General features: G+C 57.1%; 20 protein-coding genes. 7 read left to right on the plus strand and 13 right to left on the minus strand.

Going from position 1 to position 17,365, the window contains the following annotated elements; genetic code table 11:
• Positions 1–29: 29 nt before the first annotated feature.
• Together ACRDT3_RS00160 and ACRDT3_RS00165 are read right to left on the minus strand one after the other, a co-directional pair.
• Entirely contained in the window at positions 30–338 is a 309-nt protein-coding gene (locus ACRDT3_RS00160) for a hypothetical protein (protein WP_431491376.1), read from the minus strand.
• Between the two features lie 67 nt (positions 339–405).
• Positions 406–804, minus strand: a complete 399-nt coding sequence (locus ACRDT3_RS00165; protein WP_431491033.1) for a helix-turn-helix domain-containing protein — start codon at positions 802–804, stop codon at positions 406–408.
• A 143-nt stretch (positions 805–947) separates the two neighbouring features.
• Here ACRDT3_RS00165 and ACRDT3_RS00170 point away from each other — a divergent pair, with 143 nt between their 5' ends.
• The 3 genes from ACRDT3_RS00170 (at position 948) to ACRDT3_RS00180 (ending at position 3,278) form a co-directional block, all read left to right on the plus strand.
• The gene (locus ACRDT3_RS00170) at positions 948–2,033 is read left to right on the plus strand and encodes an S-(hydroxymethyl)mycothiol dehydrogenase (protein WP_105661387.1); all 1,086 of its coding nucleotides are present in this window, start codon (positions 948–950) and stop codon (positions 2,031–2,033) included.
• Positions 2,033–2,662 carry an MBL fold metallo-hydrolase gene (locus ACRDT3_RS00175; RefSeq protein WP_431491034.1) on the plus strand — a complete coding sequence of 210 codons (630 nt, stop codon included), beginning with the start codon at positions 2,033–2,035 and terminating at the stop codon, positions 2,660–2,662. Before ACRDT3_RS00170 ends, ACRDT3_RS00175 begins: the two co-directional genes overlap by 1 nt.
• A 103-nt stretch (positions 2,663–2,765) precedes the next feature.
• Entirely contained in the window at positions 2,766–3,278 is a 513-nt protein-coding gene (locus tag ACRDT3_RS00180; RefSeq protein WP_431491035.1) for a hypothetical protein, read from the plus strand.
• On the opposite strand, the gene ACRDT3_RS00185 is transcribed toward ACRDT3_RS00180, so the two are convergent.
• Positions 3,275–4,003 carry an SOS response-associated peptidase gene (locus tag ACRDT3_RS00185; RefSeq protein WP_431491036.1) on the minus strand — a complete coding sequence of 243 codons (729 nt, stop codon included), beginning with the start codon at positions 4,001–4,003 and terminating at the stop codon, positions 3,275–3,277. The two genes, ACRDT3_RS00180 and ACRDT3_RS00185, sit on opposite strands and share 4 nt — an antisense overlap.
• Before the next feature lie 127 nt (positions 4,004–4,130).
• Here ACRDT3_RS00185 and ACRDT3_RS00190 point away from each other — a divergent pair, with 127 nt between their 5' ends.
• On the plus strand, positions 4,131–4,409 hold the full coding sequence (locus tag ACRDT3_RS00190; RefSeq protein ID WP_105661390.1) for a glutaredoxin domain-containing protein: 279 nt from the start codon (positions 4,131–4,133) through the stop codon (positions 4,407–4,409).
• Positions 4,410–4,471: 62 nt separating this feature from the next.
• Here the strand turns inward: ACRDT3_RS00190 and ACRDT3_RS00195 are convergent, their stop codons facing one another.
• Complete coding sequence (locus ACRDT3_RS00195) at positions 4,472–5,209, minus strand: lipoate--protein ligase family protein (RefSeq protein WP_431491037.1); 738 nt, start codon at positions 5,207–5,209, stop codon at positions 4,472–4,474.
• Positions 5,210–5,250: 41 nt separating this feature from the next.
• Between ACRDT3_RS00195 and ACRDT3_RS00200 the strand changes: the two genes are divergently transcribed.
• Entirely contained in the window at positions 5,251–5,919 is a 669-nt protein-coding gene (locus ACRDT3_RS00200; protein ID WP_431491038.1) for a uridine kinase family protein, read from the plus strand.
• On the opposite strand, the gene ACRDT3_RS00205 is transcribed toward ACRDT3_RS00200, so the two are convergent.
• Complete coding sequence (locus tag ACRDT3_RS00205) at positions 5,916–6,734, minus strand: thioesterase family protein (RefSeq protein ID WP_431491039.1); 819 nt, start codon at positions 6,732–6,734, stop codon at positions 5,916–5,918. The two genes, ACRDT3_RS00200 and ACRDT3_RS00205, sit on opposite strands and share 4 nt — an antisense overlap.
• Positions 6,735–6,806: 72 nt before the next feature.
• Positions 6,807–7,382: a helix-turn-helix domain-containing protein gene (locus ACRDT3_RS00210; RefSeq protein WP_431491040.1), complete on the minus strand. Its 576-nt coding sequence runs from the start codon at positions 7,380–7,382 to the stop codon at positions 6,807–6,809.
• Between ACRDT3_RS00210 and ACRDT3_RS00215 the strand changes: the two genes are divergently transcribed.
• Together ACRDT3_RS00215 and ACRDT3_RS00220 are read left to right on the plus strand one after the other, a co-directional pair.
• Entirely contained in the window at positions 7,356–8,393 is a 1,038-nt protein-coding gene (locus ACRDT3_RS00215) for an NAD(P)/FAD-dependent oxidoreductase (RefSeq protein WP_431491041.1), read from the plus strand. The genes ACRDT3_RS00210 and ACRDT3_RS00215 overlap by 27 nt on opposite strands.
• Before the next feature lie 678 nt (positions 8,394–9,071).
• Positions 9,072–9,275: a cold-shock protein gene (locus ACRDT3_RS00220; RefSeq protein ID WP_013349123.1), complete on the plus strand. Its 204-nt coding sequence runs from the start codon at positions 9,072–9,074 to the stop codon at positions 9,273–9,275.
• Between the two features lie 68 nt (positions 9,276–9,343).
• Here the strand turns inward: ACRDT3_RS00220 and ACRDT3_RS00225 are convergent, their stop codons facing one another.
• The 7 genes from ACRDT3_RS00225 to ACRDT3_RS00255 form a co-directional block, all read right to left on the minus strand.
• A complete protein-coding gene (locus ACRDT3_RS00225; protein WP_431491042.1) occupies positions 9,344–10,558 on the minus strand; it encodes an FAD-dependent oxidoreductase in 1,215 nt (404 codons plus the stop codon).
• Between the two features lie 51 nt (positions 10,559–10,609).
• The gene (locus ACRDT3_RS00230; protein ID WP_431491043.1) at positions 10,610–11,881 is read right to left on the minus strand and encodes an MFS transporter; all 1,272 of its coding nucleotides are present in this window, start codon (positions 11,879–11,881) and stop codon (positions 10,610–10,612) included.
• A gap of 129 nt (positions 11,882–12,010) precedes the next feature.
• Positions 12,011–12,985, minus strand: a complete 975-nt coding sequence (gene nrdF, locus ACRDT3_RS00235) for a class 1b ribonucleoside-diphosphate reductase subunit beta (RefSeq protein ID WP_431491044.1) — start codon at positions 12,983–12,985, stop codon at positions 12,011–12,013.
• A 214-nt stretch (positions 12,986–13,199) separates the two neighbouring features.
• Entirely contained in the window at positions 13,200–15,338 is a 2,139-nt protein-coding gene (nrdE, locus tag ACRDT3_RS00240; RefSeq protein WP_431491045.1) for a class 1b ribonucleoside-diphosphate reductase subunit alpha, read from the minus strand.
• Complete coding sequence (gene nrdI, locus ACRDT3_RS00245; protein WP_431491046.1) at positions 15,335–15,820, minus strand: class Ib ribonucleoside-diphosphate reductase assembly flavoprotein NrdI; 486 nt, start codon at positions 15,818–15,820, stop codon at positions 15,335–15,337. Before nrdI ends, nrdE begins: the two co-directional genes overlap by 4 nt.
• 42 nt (positions 15,821–15,862) lie before the next feature.
• Positions 15,863–16,093 (minus strand): glutaredoxin-like protein NrdH, encoded by a 231-nt coding sequence (gene nrdH, locus ACRDT3_RS00250; RefSeq protein WP_013349130.1) that lies wholly within the window; start codon positions 16,091–16,093, stop codon positions 15,863–15,865.
• Between the two features lie 515 nt (positions 16,094–16,608).
• Positions 16,609–17,346 (minus strand): YggS family pyridoxal phosphate-dependent enzyme, encoded by a 738-nt coding sequence (locus ACRDT3_RS00255; RefSeq protein WP_431491047.1) that lies wholly within the window; start codon positions 17,344–17,346, stop codon positions 16,609–16,611.
• Positions 17,347–17,365 lie beyond the last annotated feature (19 nt).

Raw genomic sequence — 17,365 nt, forward strand, 5'->3', positions numbered from 1 at the left:
CTTCGAATATATGTTCCCCTGCAGGGGAATTAGGCGCTGCGGGCCAGCGACTCATGCACACGCACCAGGCGCCACCGTTCAGTTTGCGCATCAAAACTCACATCAACGCTGTGCACTTGCCGGGACCCGCGCACCGCGACCAGTTGCAGGCGCCACATCTCATAATCGGCAATCCCCGCACCGGCTCCGCGAGGAATCCGCAGGTTTTCATCCCACCATTTGCGGCGCTCGAACCAGCGCTGGGGTTCGGCCACCAAGCGATAGTCCTGCCCTTGCCAGCTCACGCGCAACGGCATTCCATTCGCTGCGCGGGCAACCTCGATCGACTCGGTGAACATCCCCACGTGTGCACTCCTTACTTAGTAGAACCATTCTATTCGAACACGTGTTCGAATGACAGTTACACTAGTCAGCGCGACCGACAGTTTGGGTTAGCCAAGGGCAGCGGATCTCAGCGCCGACGGGTCTGGTTGAATAAACCCTGCGAAAGGCCGCGCTGAGCGCAAAGGGTGAAAAATATCCGACATCACGGGCAATCCGAGACAGCGGTGCATCGCTGGCGAGCAGCGCATCATGAGCCAAGGCCAGACGCAATTTGGTGAGGTACCCCATGGGCGCCAGGCCCATGCACTCGCAGACAAGATCAGCGGGTGCATTGCCCCATGCACGCACCCGGTGGCGCAATCCCTGGACCAGGTGAACAGATACCTCCAGCGCCCCCATCACCGAGCTTGTTTTCCTCGGCTTGCTCTCCATCGCCCGGGGTTTGAGAGGGATGCAGCACTCCTGCCCCGTCACATTCATCCCCGGGGCAACCGGTGATCGACCTGCACAAATTGGCTCTGCGCGAAACTGCCTGCGTCATTGTGTCTCGAATGCTCGATTAGCACCTGAGACACCGATAGCATCGAGACAGCACTAGTCAATCGTTCCAGGAGCTAAATCCCATGTCCCATAAGGTCAAAGCCGTTATTTCCCGCGTCAAGGACGCTCCAGTAGAGGTCGTAGACATCATCGTTCCGGATCCAGGTCCCGGAGAAGTAGTTGTCGATGTGCTCACCACCGGTGTCTGCCACACCGACCTGCACTACAAGCTCGGCGGGATTGGCGACGAGTACCCGTACCTGCTGGGCCACGAGTCCACTGCAGTAGTCAGCCAGATCGGCGAGAACGTCACCAATGTCAAGGTCGGCGACCGCGTGATCCTGAATTGGCGTGCAGTATGCGGCCAGTGCCGCGCTTGCGCCAAGGGCGAGCCGAAGTACTGCTTCAACACTTTCAACGCCACCCAGAAGATGACCCTCGAGGACGGCACCGAGCTTTCGCCAGCGCTGGGCATCGGCTCCTTCGCCGAAAAAACCCTGGTCCACTCCGGCCAGTGCACCATCGTGGATGAAGAAGCCGATCCAGCCGCCGTCGGCCTGCTCGGTTGCGGCGTCATGGCCGGAATCGGGGCAGCGATCAACACCGGCGAGATCAAGCGCGGCGAGTCCGTCGCCGTGATCGGTTGCGGTGGCGTCGGCGCTGCTGCCATTGCTGGCGCGCAGCTGGCCGGCGCAACCACCATCATCGCGGTGGACGTGAACCCGGACAAGCTGGAAGGCGCCAAGAAGTTCGGTGCCACCCACACCGTGGATTCCTCCAAGGTCGACGCCGTGGAAGCCATCCAGGCACTCACCGGCGGCTTCGGCGCTGACGTCGTCATCGACGCGGTGGGCCGCCCCGAAACCTACAAGCAGGCCTTCTACGCCCGCGACCTTGCTGGCCGCGTCGTATTGGTAGGCGTGCCGACTCCGGAGATGAAGCTCGAGCTGCCGCTGCTCGATGTCTTCGGCCGCGGCGGCTCGCTGAAGAGCTCGTGGTACGGCGATTGCCTGCCAAGCCACGACTTCCCGATGCTTGTCGAGCAGTACAAGCTCGGCCGCCTGGATCTGGATGCCTTTGTCACCGAACGCATCACGATCGATGAAATCGAAGAGGCGTTCACCAAGATGCATGAAGGCACCGTGCTTCGTTCTGTGGTGGAGCTCTAATGGCCGCCCGCATCGAGAACGTCCTCACTTCCGGCACCTTCTCCCTGGATGGCGGCACGTGGGATGTCGATAACAACGTCTGGATCATCGGCGATGATTCCGAGGTGATGGTCATCGACCCAGCACATGATGTTGCCAAGATCCGCGAAGCCGTGGGCGACCGCGAGGTAATGGCCGTGCTGCTTACCCACGGGCACGATGACCACATCCGCGCTGCCGGCGAATTCGCCGACGCCGTGGATGCACCGCTGTTCTTGAACCCGGAAGACCGCATGCTCTGGGAAGCTGTCTACCCGGAACGCGACGTGGACGCAGAAATCAGCGAAGGCGATTCATTCACCATCGCCGGCACCACGCTGACCGCACTGCACACCCCAGGGCACTCGCCGGGTTCAACCTGCTTCTACGCAGAAGACCTCGGCGTACTGTTCAGCGGTGACACCCTGTTCAACGGTGGCCCAGGTGCTACCGGCCGCAGCTACTCCAGCTTCGAAACGATCATCGAATCGATCCGCACCAAGCTGCTGGCCCTGCCAGCTGAAACCGTGGTCAATACCGGTCACGGCGATGCCACCTCCATCGGTGCCGAAGCACCGAACCTGGATGAATGGATCAAGCGCGGTCACTAAGCACCACGCATCGAGCGGCAGCAGGCCATTTTGGCCGGCTGCCGCTCTTGATTTAACCTAAGATTTGATGCGTAAAACCTCTGGTGATGGCAAGATTAAATACATGCCTTCAGATAAAAGCCGCAAGTCTACCCCTGCATTGTTCCTAGGTGCTGCAGTATTCATCCTCGTCGGCATCGCCGTGCTGTGGTGGGACCACCAGCAAGAAGAAGTTTTCTACGCTGGATCCTATGTACCGCTGGTCGAAGACTCTGAAATCTACTTTGGCCCGGGTCCCACCGAAATTTTCGGTTGGGTGCTGGCTTTGCTCGGCGTTGGCGCGCTTGGGGTTGCCGGCGGCTCATCGCTTCGCCAGCTCGCTCGGTTCAAGGTCTGGTTCCTGATCGCCGGGCTGCTGTTGGCAGCAGGTGGCATCGGAGCACTGGTATGGGACTACAACCAGGTTCGAACCTTCGGCTGGTTCGCCTATGCACCGCTGAGCGAAACAGAATTCGCTCCTGTCAGCGCAGCCCACGTCATAGGCAAGCTGGGGCTTGTGGCAGGAACCCTGCTGGCCAGCAGCTATCTGGGGTTCCGGCACGGTTCCAAGCCCAGCGGCTCAGCCATCCGCGGCTAAAACAGCGAGTTGCTGTGCGCCTCAATCAGCTCCGGCGAATTATTGCGCACATTGCCAACAGCGGTATCGACCTCATGCATGGTCCAATCCGAAGCCACATCAAAAGCTTCTGCGCGAATCTGCTCGATCAGCCCTTCACCATCCTCCTCGGCAGGATTCATCCATCGGCCCATCATTTCTTTGCCCAACGGAATGGGCAGGCGATCATGCAGGCCCGCAAGTTCGCCGAGCACCCCGGGCTCCTCGGCCGAAGGTGAATCCATAGTCATGATCGAGGTGGAAAGAATCCAGGATCCGTCCTCGTCCTTCCACCATTCATAGAGGCCGGCGAAGAAGATCAACTTTTCATCCTCGCGGTGCACGTAGAAAGGACGCTTCTTGCTGCCTTCCTTTTTCCATTCGTAGTAGCCTTCCACCGGGACGACGGCACGGCGCTTCTTCACCGCCGAACGGAAGGTCGGCTTGGTGCTGGCTGTCTCGCTGCGTGCATTGAAGGCACGCACCCCGACCGAGAGCTCCTTGGCCCATCCTGGCACCAGTCCCCACCGGGCTACATGGATCTGGCGGTGCAGCTCATCGTCGATCAGCCGCTCGAGCACAACCGGCACGTCGGTAGTCGGAGCAACGTTCCAGGACTGGCGCAGTTCCAGATTGGCGTCCGCTTCCGCCTCGGCCTCTGCCACCAGATCGCCGATGGCTTTGGCCATCACATATCGTCCGCACATCGCCTACCCCTTAGAACCGGCATCAAGGAAAATCTGCTCCCCAGTCTAGCGAGCGGGGCCAAAGAATTCAGCGAACTTTTTCTACCGGTCCGGGAACAAAGTAAACATAACTGCCGTTACACCAAGTATGAGCAACGAATTGAACCTTGACCAGTACGTTCCCGCTGCAGGCGGAGTCACCATGTTCACCACCAGCTGGTGCGGCTACTGCCGCAACCTCAAGCGCCTGATGGACCAGAAGGGTGTCGCATACACCGAGGTGAATATCGAAGAAGTTGAAGGCACCGCAGAGATCGTCGAGGCGTTCAACAACGGCAACCAAACCGTGCCAACCCTGATCTTCCCGGACGGCACCGCAGCCACCAACCCGCGCATTGACGAGGTTGTTGAGCGCGTCGGCGCCTAGATCCAGTCGCGAACCAAGAATCGGCACCCGCCTCGGGTGCCGGTTCTTACTTTTAAGCTGCGCTAGATGCCTTGCAGCGTGGCGTGCTCGCGATACTCCTCGAGCAACGCGGAAATAAATGCTTCGGTGGTGACACCGGCGAGCAGATCATTAGCCGCGCCTACCGTCGTGGGATCCATTGGAACTCCCATAGCTTGGTAGACCCCATCGAGGACCTGTCGCAATGACGCGGAATCCTCGACAACAAAGACCGAAGAGAATAGCCACGCCCCGGAAACCACGCGCTGAGCTGTGCCGACCAGCTTCACTGGATAGTTGCGCGGCGATTTCCCGTCAGGGAGGCCATGTACCGAATAATCCCCCGGGCAATACTCCCCCGGGATTGGCCCGACTTGCGCATTCACGCCAAGGCGCTGGAAAGCGTTTGCATACACCTGCGCGAAGGCCTCGAAGCGATTCTGCTGGCGCATCACCGCTTCGGCTTCGGGCTCAATATGATCAACGATCAAGGTACCCCGGTGATACGCTGCGGCCCGGCCTCCGGCCTTGCGCACCAATGGAGCAAAGCCTTGCTGCTGCGCTACGTCACGAGCTGCCTCATAACCGCCTAGCCGCACATCGCGCTGGCCGAAAGCCAGGGTCGGGTCCGGTCGATAGAGCCGTAGCAGCGCGCCGCTTTCGCCTGATTGGACGTTGCGCAGCAGTTGCACTCCACGTTCTAGGTCGGCAGCCGGGTCTCCGCTAGGATTTTCGATTTCCACGGATAACGGCGCATCTGACTGGGGGTTCCACAAACTCATAAAACCGAGTCTAATTCAGCAATTCGCTTCAGGCGGAGCAGATGTCACAGCATCCGATTGCCGATGCCCGGCATTTCTGGGCCATAATAAAAGGCGTGCCAAATTCTTCAACCCCTGTCATCCTGATCGGCGGACCGTCCGGATCCGGCAAGTCCTATCTCGCGTCGAAATTCGGCCAGCCCCATCTGCCGCTGGACGAGTTCTACCGCCAGATCAGTGAAGACGGGAATCCCGTTGATTTCCCCCGTACCGGCTACGGCGAAATCGACTGGGACGATTCGGCTACCTGGAATCAGGAAGCGGCACTGCAGGCTATAGATGATTTGCTTCTGCGCGGTACCACGCTGGTCCCCAACTACTCGATCACGACGTCGAGCTACAACGGGCATCGTGAAATCGCTTGCGCGGGCGGACCGATCGTCGCCGAAGGCATTTTCCTCTACGAAATCCTTGAGCCGCTGCGCGCCAAGGGCATTAACGTCCAAGCCTATTACGTCGATGAACCGGCATTGGTGACCGCTCTTCGACGGTTCGTGCGCGATGTCGCACAGCGCCGGAAACCGGTCTTATTCTTGGTCAAGCGCGGCTACGCACTTTTCCAGGCCCACGGTGCAGACCGGGAAAAGTACCGCCAGCGTCAGTTCACGCTGAAGTCCAAGCCAGAGCTCAAGAAGCTACTGGCCAAGCTTTCAGCCGGCGCATCGAGCTAGCGCGAACGGACCGTCAGGATCTGTTCGGCACGGCCGAAAGGGCCTGTTTCATCGTGCAATACCGTTGAGGTCAGGCCGATGCCGTCTGTGCCGAAGCTCTGCTGGACATCCAGGCCCAGCCACTTGCCTTCCGGCTTGCGGTACATGTGGATCTGCAGATCCACGTTCGGGTAGATCCATGTTCCTTCACCCGGATCCACCCGTGGCACCACACCATTTGCCGTGTCGATCATTCCCACCAAGCTGGACATCGCAGTGGCGTCTCCTGTGTCAACCAGGGCATAAGGAGTACGCAGCCACGCAAAACCTCGACCCGGGCGCAGCTCGTCATTGGCGCGCATTTCGATGGATTTGATGTAGCCGCCAGGCCACTGTTCACTGATATCTCGAACCGCGCAGGTGTCTGGGCCCGGAATCGCCTTGTCTTCAGTCCCTGCGACAGTACTGGTGTCACCGGTAATCACTCGCCACGCGCGCGCCACGATGCTGGTGCGTCCCTTGGCTGTCATCTCGGCCTCGATCAATTCGATGGTGCGACCGGGACGGACCATTCGCGTTGTGATCTCAAATTCTCCGGCATGAATGAGGCCATGGATCTCATAGCTGATCCGTGCGATGCGCATATCTTCACGAGGCTGGAAATTTTCCAAGGCGTAAGCCAAGATTCCAGAGGCAGGACCCATGTGCTGCTCATGCGGATTCCACGCACCTTGGGAATGCCACGACGAGCGATAGCGGCCTTCACCGAGTGCTTCGAAATAGAAATTGCCATCAGCTAGTACCTGTTCAAGCTCCTCGTTGAGCTGGTGCGTCATCGTTGCCCTCCTGGCATCGCAGTGTTCAATACTCTGCCCTCAGGTTATCCAAGAGTAATTGAAATCACTAAACTAGCTGGCTGTGTCGTGCTCATGGGCCCGTTGGCCGGCATGATCCATGATTCCGAGCACCTCAGCAACGCCATTGACCGCCCACATGGCATGAGGAGTCATTGTGTCGAACTGCGCAGATTGCCCCGCCTTCACGTGATAGGTGCGATCTCCTAGCTTTAGCTGGATTTCGCCGAGGAGCACCGTGAACCATTCCTTGCCCGGATGAATACGCAGCTCTGTGGGAGCAGGTGCCTGCGAAGGATCGAAACGCATTTTCGAAACATTCACCCCATTAACAGCATCATCGGTGGACAGCTTCCACATTGTTATCCCCGGCATCGAAATCGGCTCCGGGCGGATAATAATCTCGGCTTCCGAAGTTGACACGAGCTCGTCCAAGCTAGTGTTCAGTGCCTTGGCAATCGGAACCAGCTGGTCAAGGGCAATACGCCGGCTTCCTGTTTCAATTCTGCTGAGCGTGGAAACACTCAGGGAAGCTTTGCCCGCCAACGATTCCAAAGACCATCCAAGGTTCTGCCGCAGCGTTCTAATGCGCTGCCTGATAACTTGATCAACTTCGAATTCTTGCGTCATGCGCAAAACGGTACACCTTGCAGCGCAAAACGTCGATACCGTAGACGCAACATCACATACAACAAGGAGAGGGACATGGAGCATTTCGAAGCGATCATTATTGGCGGCGGCAGTGCTGGACTCGCGGCCGCAATTGCGTTGGGCCGCTCGCGGCGCACGGTCTTGATTATCGATGAGGGCAACCCGCGAAACGCGGCAGCGCGGCATGCGCACAACATCCTGGGACACGAAGGCATCAATCCGCTGGATCTCTTGTCCCGCGGGCGACAGGAGGCCATTAGCTATGGTGTGCAAATTATCGAAGGGGCGGTGGACAACCTCACCGGATCCCTGGATGCCGGATTCAGCGTCTCAACAGCCGGTCAATCTTTTACTGCAGAGCGCATCGTGCTGGCGACGGGCCTGGTCGATGATTTGCCTGCGATCCCAGGACTGGCTCGCGCATGGGGCGATACCGCGATCCACTGCGCATACTGCCATGGCTGGGAAGTTCGCGACCAGGAGATCTTGGTTCTTGGAATCGGCCCCATGAGCACCCACCAAGCAATGATGTTCAGCCAACTGAGCCCGAAAATCACCTTCGTCAACCACACCCCGGAAGCATTGAACGACGAAAATCGCGCGACACTAGCAGCACTGCGAATACCGGTAGTTGAGCAATCAGTGCAAGCGATCGATTTCGATGCTGGGGGAAATCTCGATTCGGTGAAACTTGAAGATGGCCGGAAGATCAGCGCGCAAGCTCTGGTAATTGCAAGCCAGATGAACGCGCAGGCCTCGCTCTATCTGTCGCTCGGCGGGCAGCTTGCCGAGCATCCGCTTGGCACCTTCATCCACGTCAATGAAATGGGTGCCACCGCCCTGCCAGGGGTTTATGCGGCAGGAAACGTCAGCAACCTGGGTGCGATGGTCATGGCAGCAGCTGCATCTGGGACGATCGCTGGAGCAGCCATTAATGCAGACCTGCTGGGCAATCAGCTGGCTAAGGTCCAGGCGCAAGCGAAGCTGTAGTCGCTGGCTCTACCCCTGGAGCTCCGGCTCAAAGGGGGTAGAGCCACGGCCGCCAGGTGAGTACGAAAATAGCGCGCATCAATTTTCCAGAAAAATTAATTTTTCACTAACTTACTAGTCAACAGGCAGATGACGCATGCCAATGGGACGATTTGCATCGCCAAAACGCCCAAGTATCACGCGTCACGCCCCACAGACCAGCGATCAATGGTACGCTTTATTTGTTACCTCAACGGTTGCAGGTGTGAGTCCCCGCCAGCAATTGTTAGCAGTAGGATTTGTAGCACAGCCAACAAATCGTCTGTGCTTTACAAATCGGTTCATCGATCCTTAGATTGAATGAACTCCTATCGAAACGAATTCTTCATCTTCTCTTCTTCACTGCAGATAAAACATCTCGACGACTCCGTACGTCACTTTTCTGTGGATTCCTTGTTCTACTCCGCTAGCGTGGGGTCATTACCCGTTAGCAGCCTGGATACCGACGATGTTTAAGCAAGTGCAGCGACCCCCGTTTTGGCCGATACCGGCAAAATCAGTATTCGATTCTCCGTATCGACGGCAGGCGAATCGTTCTCGGCAGCTCTGCGCGAGGTAACCCCTAAATTTTCCGATTCGGAACTTCGGATCGGCAACCAGGCCACATCGTGGCCAATCAATAAATAAGGATATAACACTATGGCCACTGGCACCGTGAAATGGTTCAACGCTGAAAAGGGCTTCGGCTTCATCGCTCCTTCGGATGGATCGGCTGACGTCTTCGCACACTACAGCGCAATCCAGAGCTTCGGTTTCCGTAGCCTCGAAGAGGGCCAGACCGTTGAGTACACCCTGGAAGCTGGTCCAAAGGGCCCACAGGCTACCAACATTCAGGCTCGCTAAGAGACTTTCTTCAAAGGTGTAGTTCCCCGCAAGGTCGGAACTGCACCTTTGTTGCTTTTAACCGGTTCCTAGCGGCAGGCTTCGATCGGAGGACGTTCGCGAAGAACCCCCACGCCAAGCAGTCGAGCCGGCAGTGTCGTTAGTTTCGGGAACAAGCGGAAAGCTGCAGCTGCCAGCACCGGTAACCGGAATTCGGCATTGGTCTGCATGACGCGGAATAGCCCCCGATGCATAATCCGCTGAACCATCTGGGTAGCAACAGTTGGAATGGTTCGGCGGCGCTGGACTGCAGCCACATCATGATCAGAGATCGTCCCTTCTCGAAGAGGCAGTGCCAGGATCCGTGCCGCAGCTACAGCATCCTGCACGGCTAGGTTGACGCCGATTCCCCCAACGGGGCTCATGGCATGAGCCGAATCCCCGATGCACAGCAAGCCTCGACGCCACCACCGTTTGGCACGGTTTAGCTTTACATCCAAAAGCTTCGCATCATCCAAGGCCAAGTTCTGGACGCCCTCCTCAAGCTCGGGGGCGGCCTCAATAATTGATTGCCGCCAAGGCTGAACACCTTCAGCGCGCAGCTGGGCATCGTGCCCCTTCGGCAAGAGCATGGCCGATTGCACGTACCCCTTGCGTGGAATCAGTACAAAAGAGCGATCCTTGGCGAACGCAGGGGTCAGCACGTTTTTTCGGTCCAATACGCTTGGAATCTTGAACCACCACACATCGATCGGTACAGAAAAATCTCGCATCTGGATTGCGGCTGCTTCTCTGACACGAGACCATCTGCCGTCTGCCGCGATGGTGAGCAAGGCCCGCATTTCACCGCTACCTGCCGAGTCTTCATATTTGACGCCAACTACGCGATCCCCCTCGGTAACCACGTCAGTTACCGAAGTGCTCATTTTCAGCTCGAAATTCGGTTCAGCATCACCTGCACGAGCCAACAGGTTGAGAAAGTCCCACTGCGGCGCCATGGCTATGAAAGGAAAAGGATGCTGCATTCGCGACAGGTCAAGAACGGTAGCTAGCGAACCGTCACTGGCGGGAATGCTTGCCTGCGTAACTTTGCTGAAATCGATCTTCTCGAATTCGCCCATCAGCCCGATTTCATCGAGCAACTGCAATGTCGAGGGGTGGATGGTGTCTCCACGAAAATCCCTGAGGAAATCGCCGTGCTTTTCAAAAACCGTTACTGGCACACCGCTGCGAGCAAGCAGTAATCCGGCCACCATTCCGGCCGGCCCTCCCCCAACGATGATGCATCGCGTTCCGTCTGCCATGAGCATGCTTCCCTCCGCATGAAGTGCCTGCTTCCACCTTGGCACTCTTGGCTAATCGTGAACAGCATCCGAGCTATTCGGCTTCAAATTCACAGCGATCATGAGCATCGCGAAGACCAACAGCACCACGGCCAGCCCTTGGAACCCGACAGCTCCCAGGATTGGCCCAGCACTGAGACCGCCGAGCACGCCAGCAAGATTCATGCAGAGATCGGAAGTGCCTTGCAGCTGAGGACGCTCCGCGATTCCGACCGCCCCAGTAATCATCGTTGCTCCGGCAACGGTAGCCGCCGACCAGCCGAGTCCCAAGCTCAGCAAGGCAAAGGTTGTCACGGTGTGGTTCCCGGGATTGCTCCACACAAGGATACTTGCGGTAATCAGCAATGCCTGTCCTGCAAAGATGATCGTTCGCGGACCTGCCTTATCCGTGAGCCAGCCAAATACTGGCGACAGCGCGTACATCCCGGCGACATGAATAGAAATCGTGATGCCGATTAGCGTTAAGCTTGCCCCTTGATGCTGCATATGAATGGGGGTCATCGACATCATGGACACCATGTAGAGATGCGTGAAAGCCACTGTGAGCACCGCACGTCGGGCTGCGGGAGTGTTTTTTAAGATGTTCCGGCCTCGGCGACGAAGCTGCGCACTTTGCGCGTGGGCAGCTGCCCGATGCTGTGCAACCTGCAAAGGATCGGGACGTAAGCCCAACCAGTAAACAAGAACGCCAATCAATTGCGCGCACATGGCAATGAGAAAGCCTCCGGTAAACGGTGGAAGGCTGATAATCCGTGCGAGTTCTTCGCCAGGCTCGAACAAGTTAGGGCCAATGACCGCACCGACCGTTGTCGACCACACGACGACGGAAAGATCCCGGCCCCGAGTGGCCTTGGTGGACAAGTCCGTAGCAGCGAACCGAGATTGGAGGTTCATTGCCGAGCCGGTTCCCAGAACCAGCATTCCGAGCAGCAGCAACGGCCAGTATTTAAGAAATGCTGCGGCAATGATGATGACGACGCCGCTGGCCGCCAGCAAGGCACCTGTTGATAGCGAGATGCGCCGGCCGAATTTCTGAGCGAGCATCGCCAGCGGAAGTGCCATGACGGCAGCGCCTAAGGTATTCATGGTTGCTGCCATGCCAGCCAGTTCATCGAGTCCGGAAATGTCTACAATCAGCAGTGATCCCAAAGTCAGGGTCGCACCACTGCCCAGGCCGCCAAGAATCTGCCCTGCGGCGAGGACAGAAATCGACTTGCGTCGAATCCGCTGAATCTGCTGGTCATCCAATGAACTTTGTTCATTCGAAGTGGACTCGATCTGCACATTGACTCCCACGCTTTTATAGCTACTCGTACTGTCCAAGTATCTACTAATTATCGCTGTGCGTTGAGTCTGGCGCTGCTCATGGCAATGGCCCCACCGAGGTGGAGCCATTGCCAGAAAAGCTAGGTTCTAGAAATCCCAGTCTTCGTCTTCGGTATTCACTGCCTTGCCGATGACATATGAGGAACCGGAACCGGAGAAGAAGTCGTGGTTCTCATCAGCGTTCGGGCTCAATGCAGCCAAGATAGCTGGCGATACGTCGGTCACGGTGGATGGGAACATGGCCTCGTAGCCCAGGTTCATCAGGGCCTTGTTGGCGTTGTAATGCAAGAACTTCTTAACGTCCTCGGACAGGCCTACCGGATCGTAGAGATCATGGGTGTACTGGACTTCGTTTTCGTACAGTTCGTACATCAGCTCGAAGGTGTAGTCCTTCAGCTCCTGCTTGCGCTCTTCGCTGGCGCCTTCCAGACCCTTCTGGAACTTGTAGCCAATGTAGTAGCCGTGAACAGCTTCGTCACGGATGATCAGGCGGATCAAGTCAGCGGTGTTGGTCAGCTTGGCGTGCGAGGACCAGTGCATTGGCAGGTAGAAGCCCGAGTAGAACAGGAACGATTCGAGCAGGGTCGAAGCGATCTTGCGCTTGAGCGGATCTTCGCCGTGGTAGTAGCTCTCAATGATCTGAGCCTTCTTCTGCAGGTTCACGTTCTCGGTGGACCAGCGGAATGCTTCATCGATTTCCTTGGTCGAGGCCAGGGTCGAGAAGATCGAGGAGTAGCTCTTGGCGTGCACCGATTCCATGAAGGCGATGTTGGTGTACACGGCTTCCTCATGCGGGGTGAGCGCGTCCGGGATCAGCGAGACGGCGCCTACGGTACCCTGCAAGGTGTCCAGCAAGGTCAGGCCAGTGAAGACGCGCATGGTCAGCAGCTTTTCGTCTTCGGTAAGGGTGGCCCACGACTGGATGTCGTTGGACAGTGGCACCTTCTCCGGAAGCCAGAAGTTATTGACGAGGCGGTTCCAGACCTCCACGTCCTTCTCGTCCTGGATACGGTTCCAGTTGATTGCTTCAACCTTGTTGGTCAGCTGAATCTTCTCGGTCATTGCCCCTCATCGAAAAGCTAAATCGTGTTAAGAACTTTGCTTACAACTCTACCGTTCTTTCGAACGGCGCCGGTGCAGCAAGCCCCCAAGTTGTTGTCAGATCGGTGACACGATCTGAGGTCGTTTTGATATGCAACAGCTGCCGTAGGGCGGAACCGTGCGGCAGCTGTTGCGTGATGCCATTGGCCTGCAAGCCGGTCAATGGCTCAAGGCCTTACAGTGCGCAGGAAACGCAACCTTCAACCTCGGTGCCTTCCAGCGCGAGCTGGCGCAGGCGGATGTAGTACAGGCTCTTGATGCCCTTGCGCCATGCGTAGATCTGGGCCTTGTTGATGTCACGAGTAGTGACGGTGTCCTTGAAGAACAAGGTCAGCGACAAGCCCTGGTCAACGTGCTGGGTTGCAGCAGCGTAGGTGTCAATGATCTTCTCGTAGCCGATTTCGTAAGCGTCTTCGTAGAAGTCGATGTTCTCGTTGTTCATGTAAGGAGCCGGGTAGTAAACGCGACCGATCTTACCTTCCTTGCGGATCTCGATCTTCGCTGCGACCGGGTGGATCGAGGAAGTCGAGTTGTTGATGTACGAGATCGAACCGGTAGGTGGAACTGCCTGCAGGTTCTGGTTGTAGATGCCGTGCTCCATGACCGAAGCCTTCAGCGCCGTCCAGTCTTCCTGGGTAGGAATCTGCATGCCCTCGAACAGTTCGCGGACGCGCTCGGTAGCGGGAACCCATTCCTGCTCGGTGTATTTGTCGAAGAATTCACCGGAGGCGTACTTCGAGTTCTCGAAGTTATCGAAGGTCTCACCGCGCTCCATAGCGATCTTGTTCGATGCAGTCAGTGCATGGAACAGGATCGTGTAGAAGTAGATGTTGGTGAAGTCGATGCCTTCTTCGGAGCCGTAGTAGATGTGCTCACGAGCAAGGAAGCCGTGCAGGTTCATCTGGCCCAGGCCGATGGCGTGCGACTTGCTGTTGCCATCAGCAATCGAAGGAACCGAAGCGATGTACGACATGTCCGAAACGGCGCTCAGTGCACGGATGGCGATGTCTACCGAGGTAGCCAGATCCTTGCCGTCCATGGCCTTGGCGATGTTCATCGAACCGAGGTTGCAGGAGATGTCCTTGCCTACGGTCTTGTAGCTCAAGTCATCAGCGAACTCCGAAGCCGAAGAAACCTGGAGGATTTCCGAGCACAGGTTCGACATGGTGATGCGGCCGGCAATTGGGTTTGCCTTGTTCACGGTGTCTTCGAACATGATGTACGGGTAACCGGACTCGAACTGGATCTCGGCCAGAGTCTGGAAGAATTCGCGGGCGCTGATCTTCGTCTTCTTGATCCGCGCGTCGTCGACCATCTCGTAATACTTCTCGGTGACGGAGACCTCGCTGAACGGTACGCCATAGACGCGCTCAACGTCGTACGGGCTGAACAGGTACATGTCTTCGTTCTTGCGAGCCAGCTCGAAGGTGACATCCGGAATAACAACACCCAGGGACAGGGTCTTGATACGGATCTTCTCATCAGCGTTTTCGCGCTTGGTATCCAAGAAGCGGTAGATGTCCGGGTGGTGTGCGTTCAGGTAAACGGCACCGGCGCCCTGACGCGCACCGAGCTGGTTTGCGTAGGAGAAGGAATCTTCAAGAAGCTTCATCACCGGGATGACACCGGAAGACTGGTTCTCGATCTGCTTGATCGGGGCACCGTGCTCACGCAGGTTGGTCAGCGACAGGGCCACACCGCCGCCGCGCTTGGACAGCTGCAGCGAAGAGTTGACAGCGCGAGCAATCGACTCCATGTTGTCTTCGATGCGCAGCAGGAAGCAGGAGACGAGTTCGCCACGCTGCGCCTTGCCGGCATTCAGGAAGGTCGGGGTTGCAGGCTGGAAGCGGCCTTCGATGATCTCGTCGACCAGGTGCATGGCCAGCTTCTCGTCGCCACGTGCCAGGTGCAGGGCAACCATGCAGACGCGATCTTCATAGCGTTCCAGGTAGCGCTTGCCGTCGAAGGTCTTCAGGGTGTACGACGTGTAGAACTTGAAGGCACCCAAGAAGGTTTCGAAGCGGAACTTCTTGCCGAAGGCGTGCTTGAACAGATCCCGGATGAAGTTCATCGAGTACTGGTCGAGGGTTTCGCGCTCGTAGTACTCGTGCTTGACCAAGTATTCAAGCTTCTCATCGAGATCATGGAAGAACACGGTGTTGTTGTTCACATGATCCAAGAAGTACTGGCGAGCCGCGTAGCGGTCCACCTCAAACTGAATCTTTCCATCTGGACCATAAAGGTTCAGCATGGCATTCAGGTCGTTGTAGCTCAAGCCCTGGAACTGGGCTGGAAGCTCCTTGGAGCTCTTCATCGTTGCTGCCGGTTCTGCGACGCTGGTGTCCAAAAGGTTTCAAGCCCTTCTTTGACGTTGAGAACGTCTTCTGAGGTTCCCATAATTTCGAATGTATAAAGCACGGGTACGTTGCATTTCTCGGCAATGCGTTTTGCCGCAATGCAGTAGTACTCGCCGAAGTTTGTATTCCCCGCACCGATCACGCCGCGAAGATTCGCCCGGTTCACTTCATGCCGCAGGAACTTCATGATCTGCGGCATGATCGAGCGCTTGCCACGCTCTCCTCCATAAGTGGGTATGAGCAGCACGTATGGTGCGGTTGAGATCAGCTGCGGTTCGGTCGCATAGACCGGAATCCGCGCAGCGTCCATCTCGAGTTTCTCCACGAAACGCTTGGTGTTCTCCGAAACTGATGAGAAGTAAATCAGGTTCGAATCGGTGAATTCCAGCGGTTCCTGGGCCTCAGCATTTTGCCTGTCGGCAAGCGCTGTAGGTGACATTGCTTTTCGCCTCCACTACAAGCTAGCGGATGGAGTTCTGAATTAGTTGGCTGGAGCCAGCAGTTCGATCTTGTCTGGGCGGAAGCCCGACCAGTGATCGTCATCGGTGATTACGACAGGCGCCTGCATGTAGCCCAAGCCACGAACGTGCTCCAAGGCTGCCGCATCCTGAGAGATGTCTACCTTGTTGTACTCGACACCCTTCTTATCCAGCGCGCGGTAAGTAGCGTTGCACTGAACGCAGGAAGGCTTCGTGTAAACCGTGATGGCCATGTCCCTGATCCCCTTTGGAAAGTCTTTGTTTCGGCTAAGTTCCCGGATTTTCGGGAAATTCCTAGCCATCCTCTCGGATGCCTCGAAACCACTGTTTCGAGGTGCTTCTGGTGCGAGCCGCACCAACGGGTTCAATACTACATCTTGTGTTTGGCCGGTCAAGCGGCCACAACATGATGTATTACAAGTATGTCATTCATCCACCAAGACGTCCACAGGATCTGTGGATATTAACCCCCGTTTAAACCGCGATTTCTCGCGGACTCGAGTCCTTTGTCCACAGGTTGGCAGAAGTCCTTTGTGGGTTAAAAATTCTTCTTGTGAGATGTTCGTCGGCGTGTTCTGCACCCTTTATCTAGTTCTGGGTACACGGCGTGCACCACTACAGGTAGTGTCAGCCATTCCCCGGACAGTTTGGGTACCCCACGACCGATTGTGGAGAACATAGCTCAGGGGCAGCCGACGAATTATCAGCTGCCCCTGGTGGCGAAGCTTAGAAGCAACGCAGGCGCCCTTTAGGCGGGGTAGTTGCGAGCACCGAAGATTCCCTGGCCTACACGCACGACGGTGGCCCCCTCGGCGATGGCCAGCTCGTAGTCGCCGCTCATGCCCATGGATAGGTGCTGGAAGCTTTCAGGAGCATTCTGCTGCAATTGGTCACGGGTCTCGCGCAGCAACGCGAAGCTGCCACGGATGGATGCTTCGTCCTTGGTATTTGCGGCCATGGTCATCAAGCCCACCGGCTTCAACCGATCCAGCGGCGCCAAGCCGCCAAGCAAGCCCGCTGCCTCAGCAGCTTCGATTCCGGATTTGCTTTCCTCGCCGGAGGTATTGACCTGGATGAAGACCTCCAGTGTCCGATCTTCTGTCTCCAAACGGCGTTGCAAGGTCAGCGCCAGTTTCAGCGAGTCCAGGGCATGGAATTCATCAGCGAACTTCGCCACGAACTTCGCCTTGTTCGTTTGCAGCGGACCGATGATCGCATAACGCAGGTGCGGGAATTCCTCGCAGAAGTGCTCGTACTTGCCCTGGGCCTCTTGGACCTTGTTCTCCCCCAGCGTGTCCACACCGGCCGCAATGGCTAGGGCCAGGCGATCGGTGTCGATGGTTTTGGTCACCGGCAGCAGCCGAACCGAGCCAGCTTCTCGGCCCGCAGCGGTTGCCGCCGCGGCGATCTTCTGGTTGACCGTAGCCAGATTGCGGGTGAAATCCTCGATGGTGGCCGCGTGGGTAGCGGCAGGTTGCGAAGCCAAAGCGCCAACTTTCTTGATG

Origin of the sequence: Glutamicibacter sp. (genome assembly GCF_050701915.1) — a bacterium.
Taxonomy (GTDB): domain Bacteria; phylum Actinomycetota; class Actinomycetes; order Actinomycetales; family Micrococcaceae; genus Glutamicibacter.

Bases quoted from the DNA above. Each gene is read 5' to 3' on its own strand.
- ACRDT3_RS00160 (WP_431491376.1), bottom strand. From the start codon at position 338: ATGTTCACCGAGTCGATCGAGGTTGCCCGCGCAGCGAATGGAATGCCG.
- ACRDT3_RS00165 (WP_431491033.1), bottom strand. From the start codon at position 804: ATGAATGTGACGGGGCAGGAGTGCTGCATCCCTCTCAAACCCCGGGCG.
- ACRDT3_RS00170 (WP_105661387.1), top strand. From the start codon at position 948: ATGTCCCATAAGGTCAAAGCCGTTATTTCCCGCGTCAAGGACGCTCCA.
- ACRDT3_RS00175 (WP_431491034.1), top strand. From the start codon at position 2,033: ATGGCCGCCCGCATCGAGAACGTCCTCACTTCCGGCACCTTCTCCCTG.
- ACRDT3_RS00180 (WP_431491035.1), top strand. From the start codon at position 2,766: ATGCCTTCAGATAAAAGCCGCAAGTCTACCCCTGCATTGTTCCTAGGT.
- ACRDT3_RS00185 (WP_431491036.1), bottom strand. From the start codon at position 4,003: ATGTGCGGACGATATGTGATGGCCAAAGCCATCGGCGATCTGGTGGCA.
- ACRDT3_RS00190 (WP_105661390.1), top strand. From the start codon at position 4,131: ATGAGCAACGAATTGAACCTTGACCAGTACGTTCCCGCTGCAGGCGGA.
- ACRDT3_RS00195 (WP_431491037.1), bottom strand. From the start codon at position 5,209: ATGAGTTTGTGGAACCCCCAGTCAGATGCGCCGTTATCCGTGGAAATC.
- ACRDT3_RS00200 (WP_431491038.1), top strand. From the start codon at position 5,251: ATGTCACAGCATCCGATTGCCGATGCCCGGCATTTCTGGGCCATAATA.
- ACRDT3_RS00205 (WP_431491039.1), bottom strand. From the start codon at position 6,734: ATGACGCACCAGCTCAACGAGGAGCTTGAACAGGTACTAGCTGATGGC.
- ACRDT3_RS00210 (WP_431491040.1), bottom strand. From the start codon at position 7,382: ATGACGCAAGAATTCGAAGTTGATCAAGTTATCAGGCAGCGCATTAGA.
- ACRDT3_RS00220 (WP_013349123.1), top strand. From the start codon at position 9,072: ATGGCCACTGGCACCGTGAAATGGTTCAACGCTGAAAAGGGCTTCGGC.
- ACRDT3_RS00225 (WP_431491042.1), bottom strand. From the start codon at position 10,558: ATGGCAGACGGAACGCGATGCATCATCGTTGGGGGAGGGCCGGCCGGA.
- nrdF (WP_431491044.1), bottom strand. From the start codon at position 12,985: ATGACCGAGAAGATTCAGCTGACCAACAAGGTTGAAGCAATCAACTGG.
- nrdE (WP_431491045.1), bottom strand. From the start codon at position 15,338: ATGAAGAGCTCCAAGGAGCTTCCAGCCCAGTTCCAGGGCTTGAGCTAC.
- nrdI (WP_431491046.1), bottom strand. From the start codon at position 15,820: ATGTCACCTACAGCGCTTGCCGACAGGCAAAATGCTGAGGCCCAGGAA.
- nrdH (WP_013349130.1), bottom strand. From the start codon at position 16,093: ATGGCCATCACGGTTTACACGAAGCCTTCCTGCGTTCAGTGCAACGCT.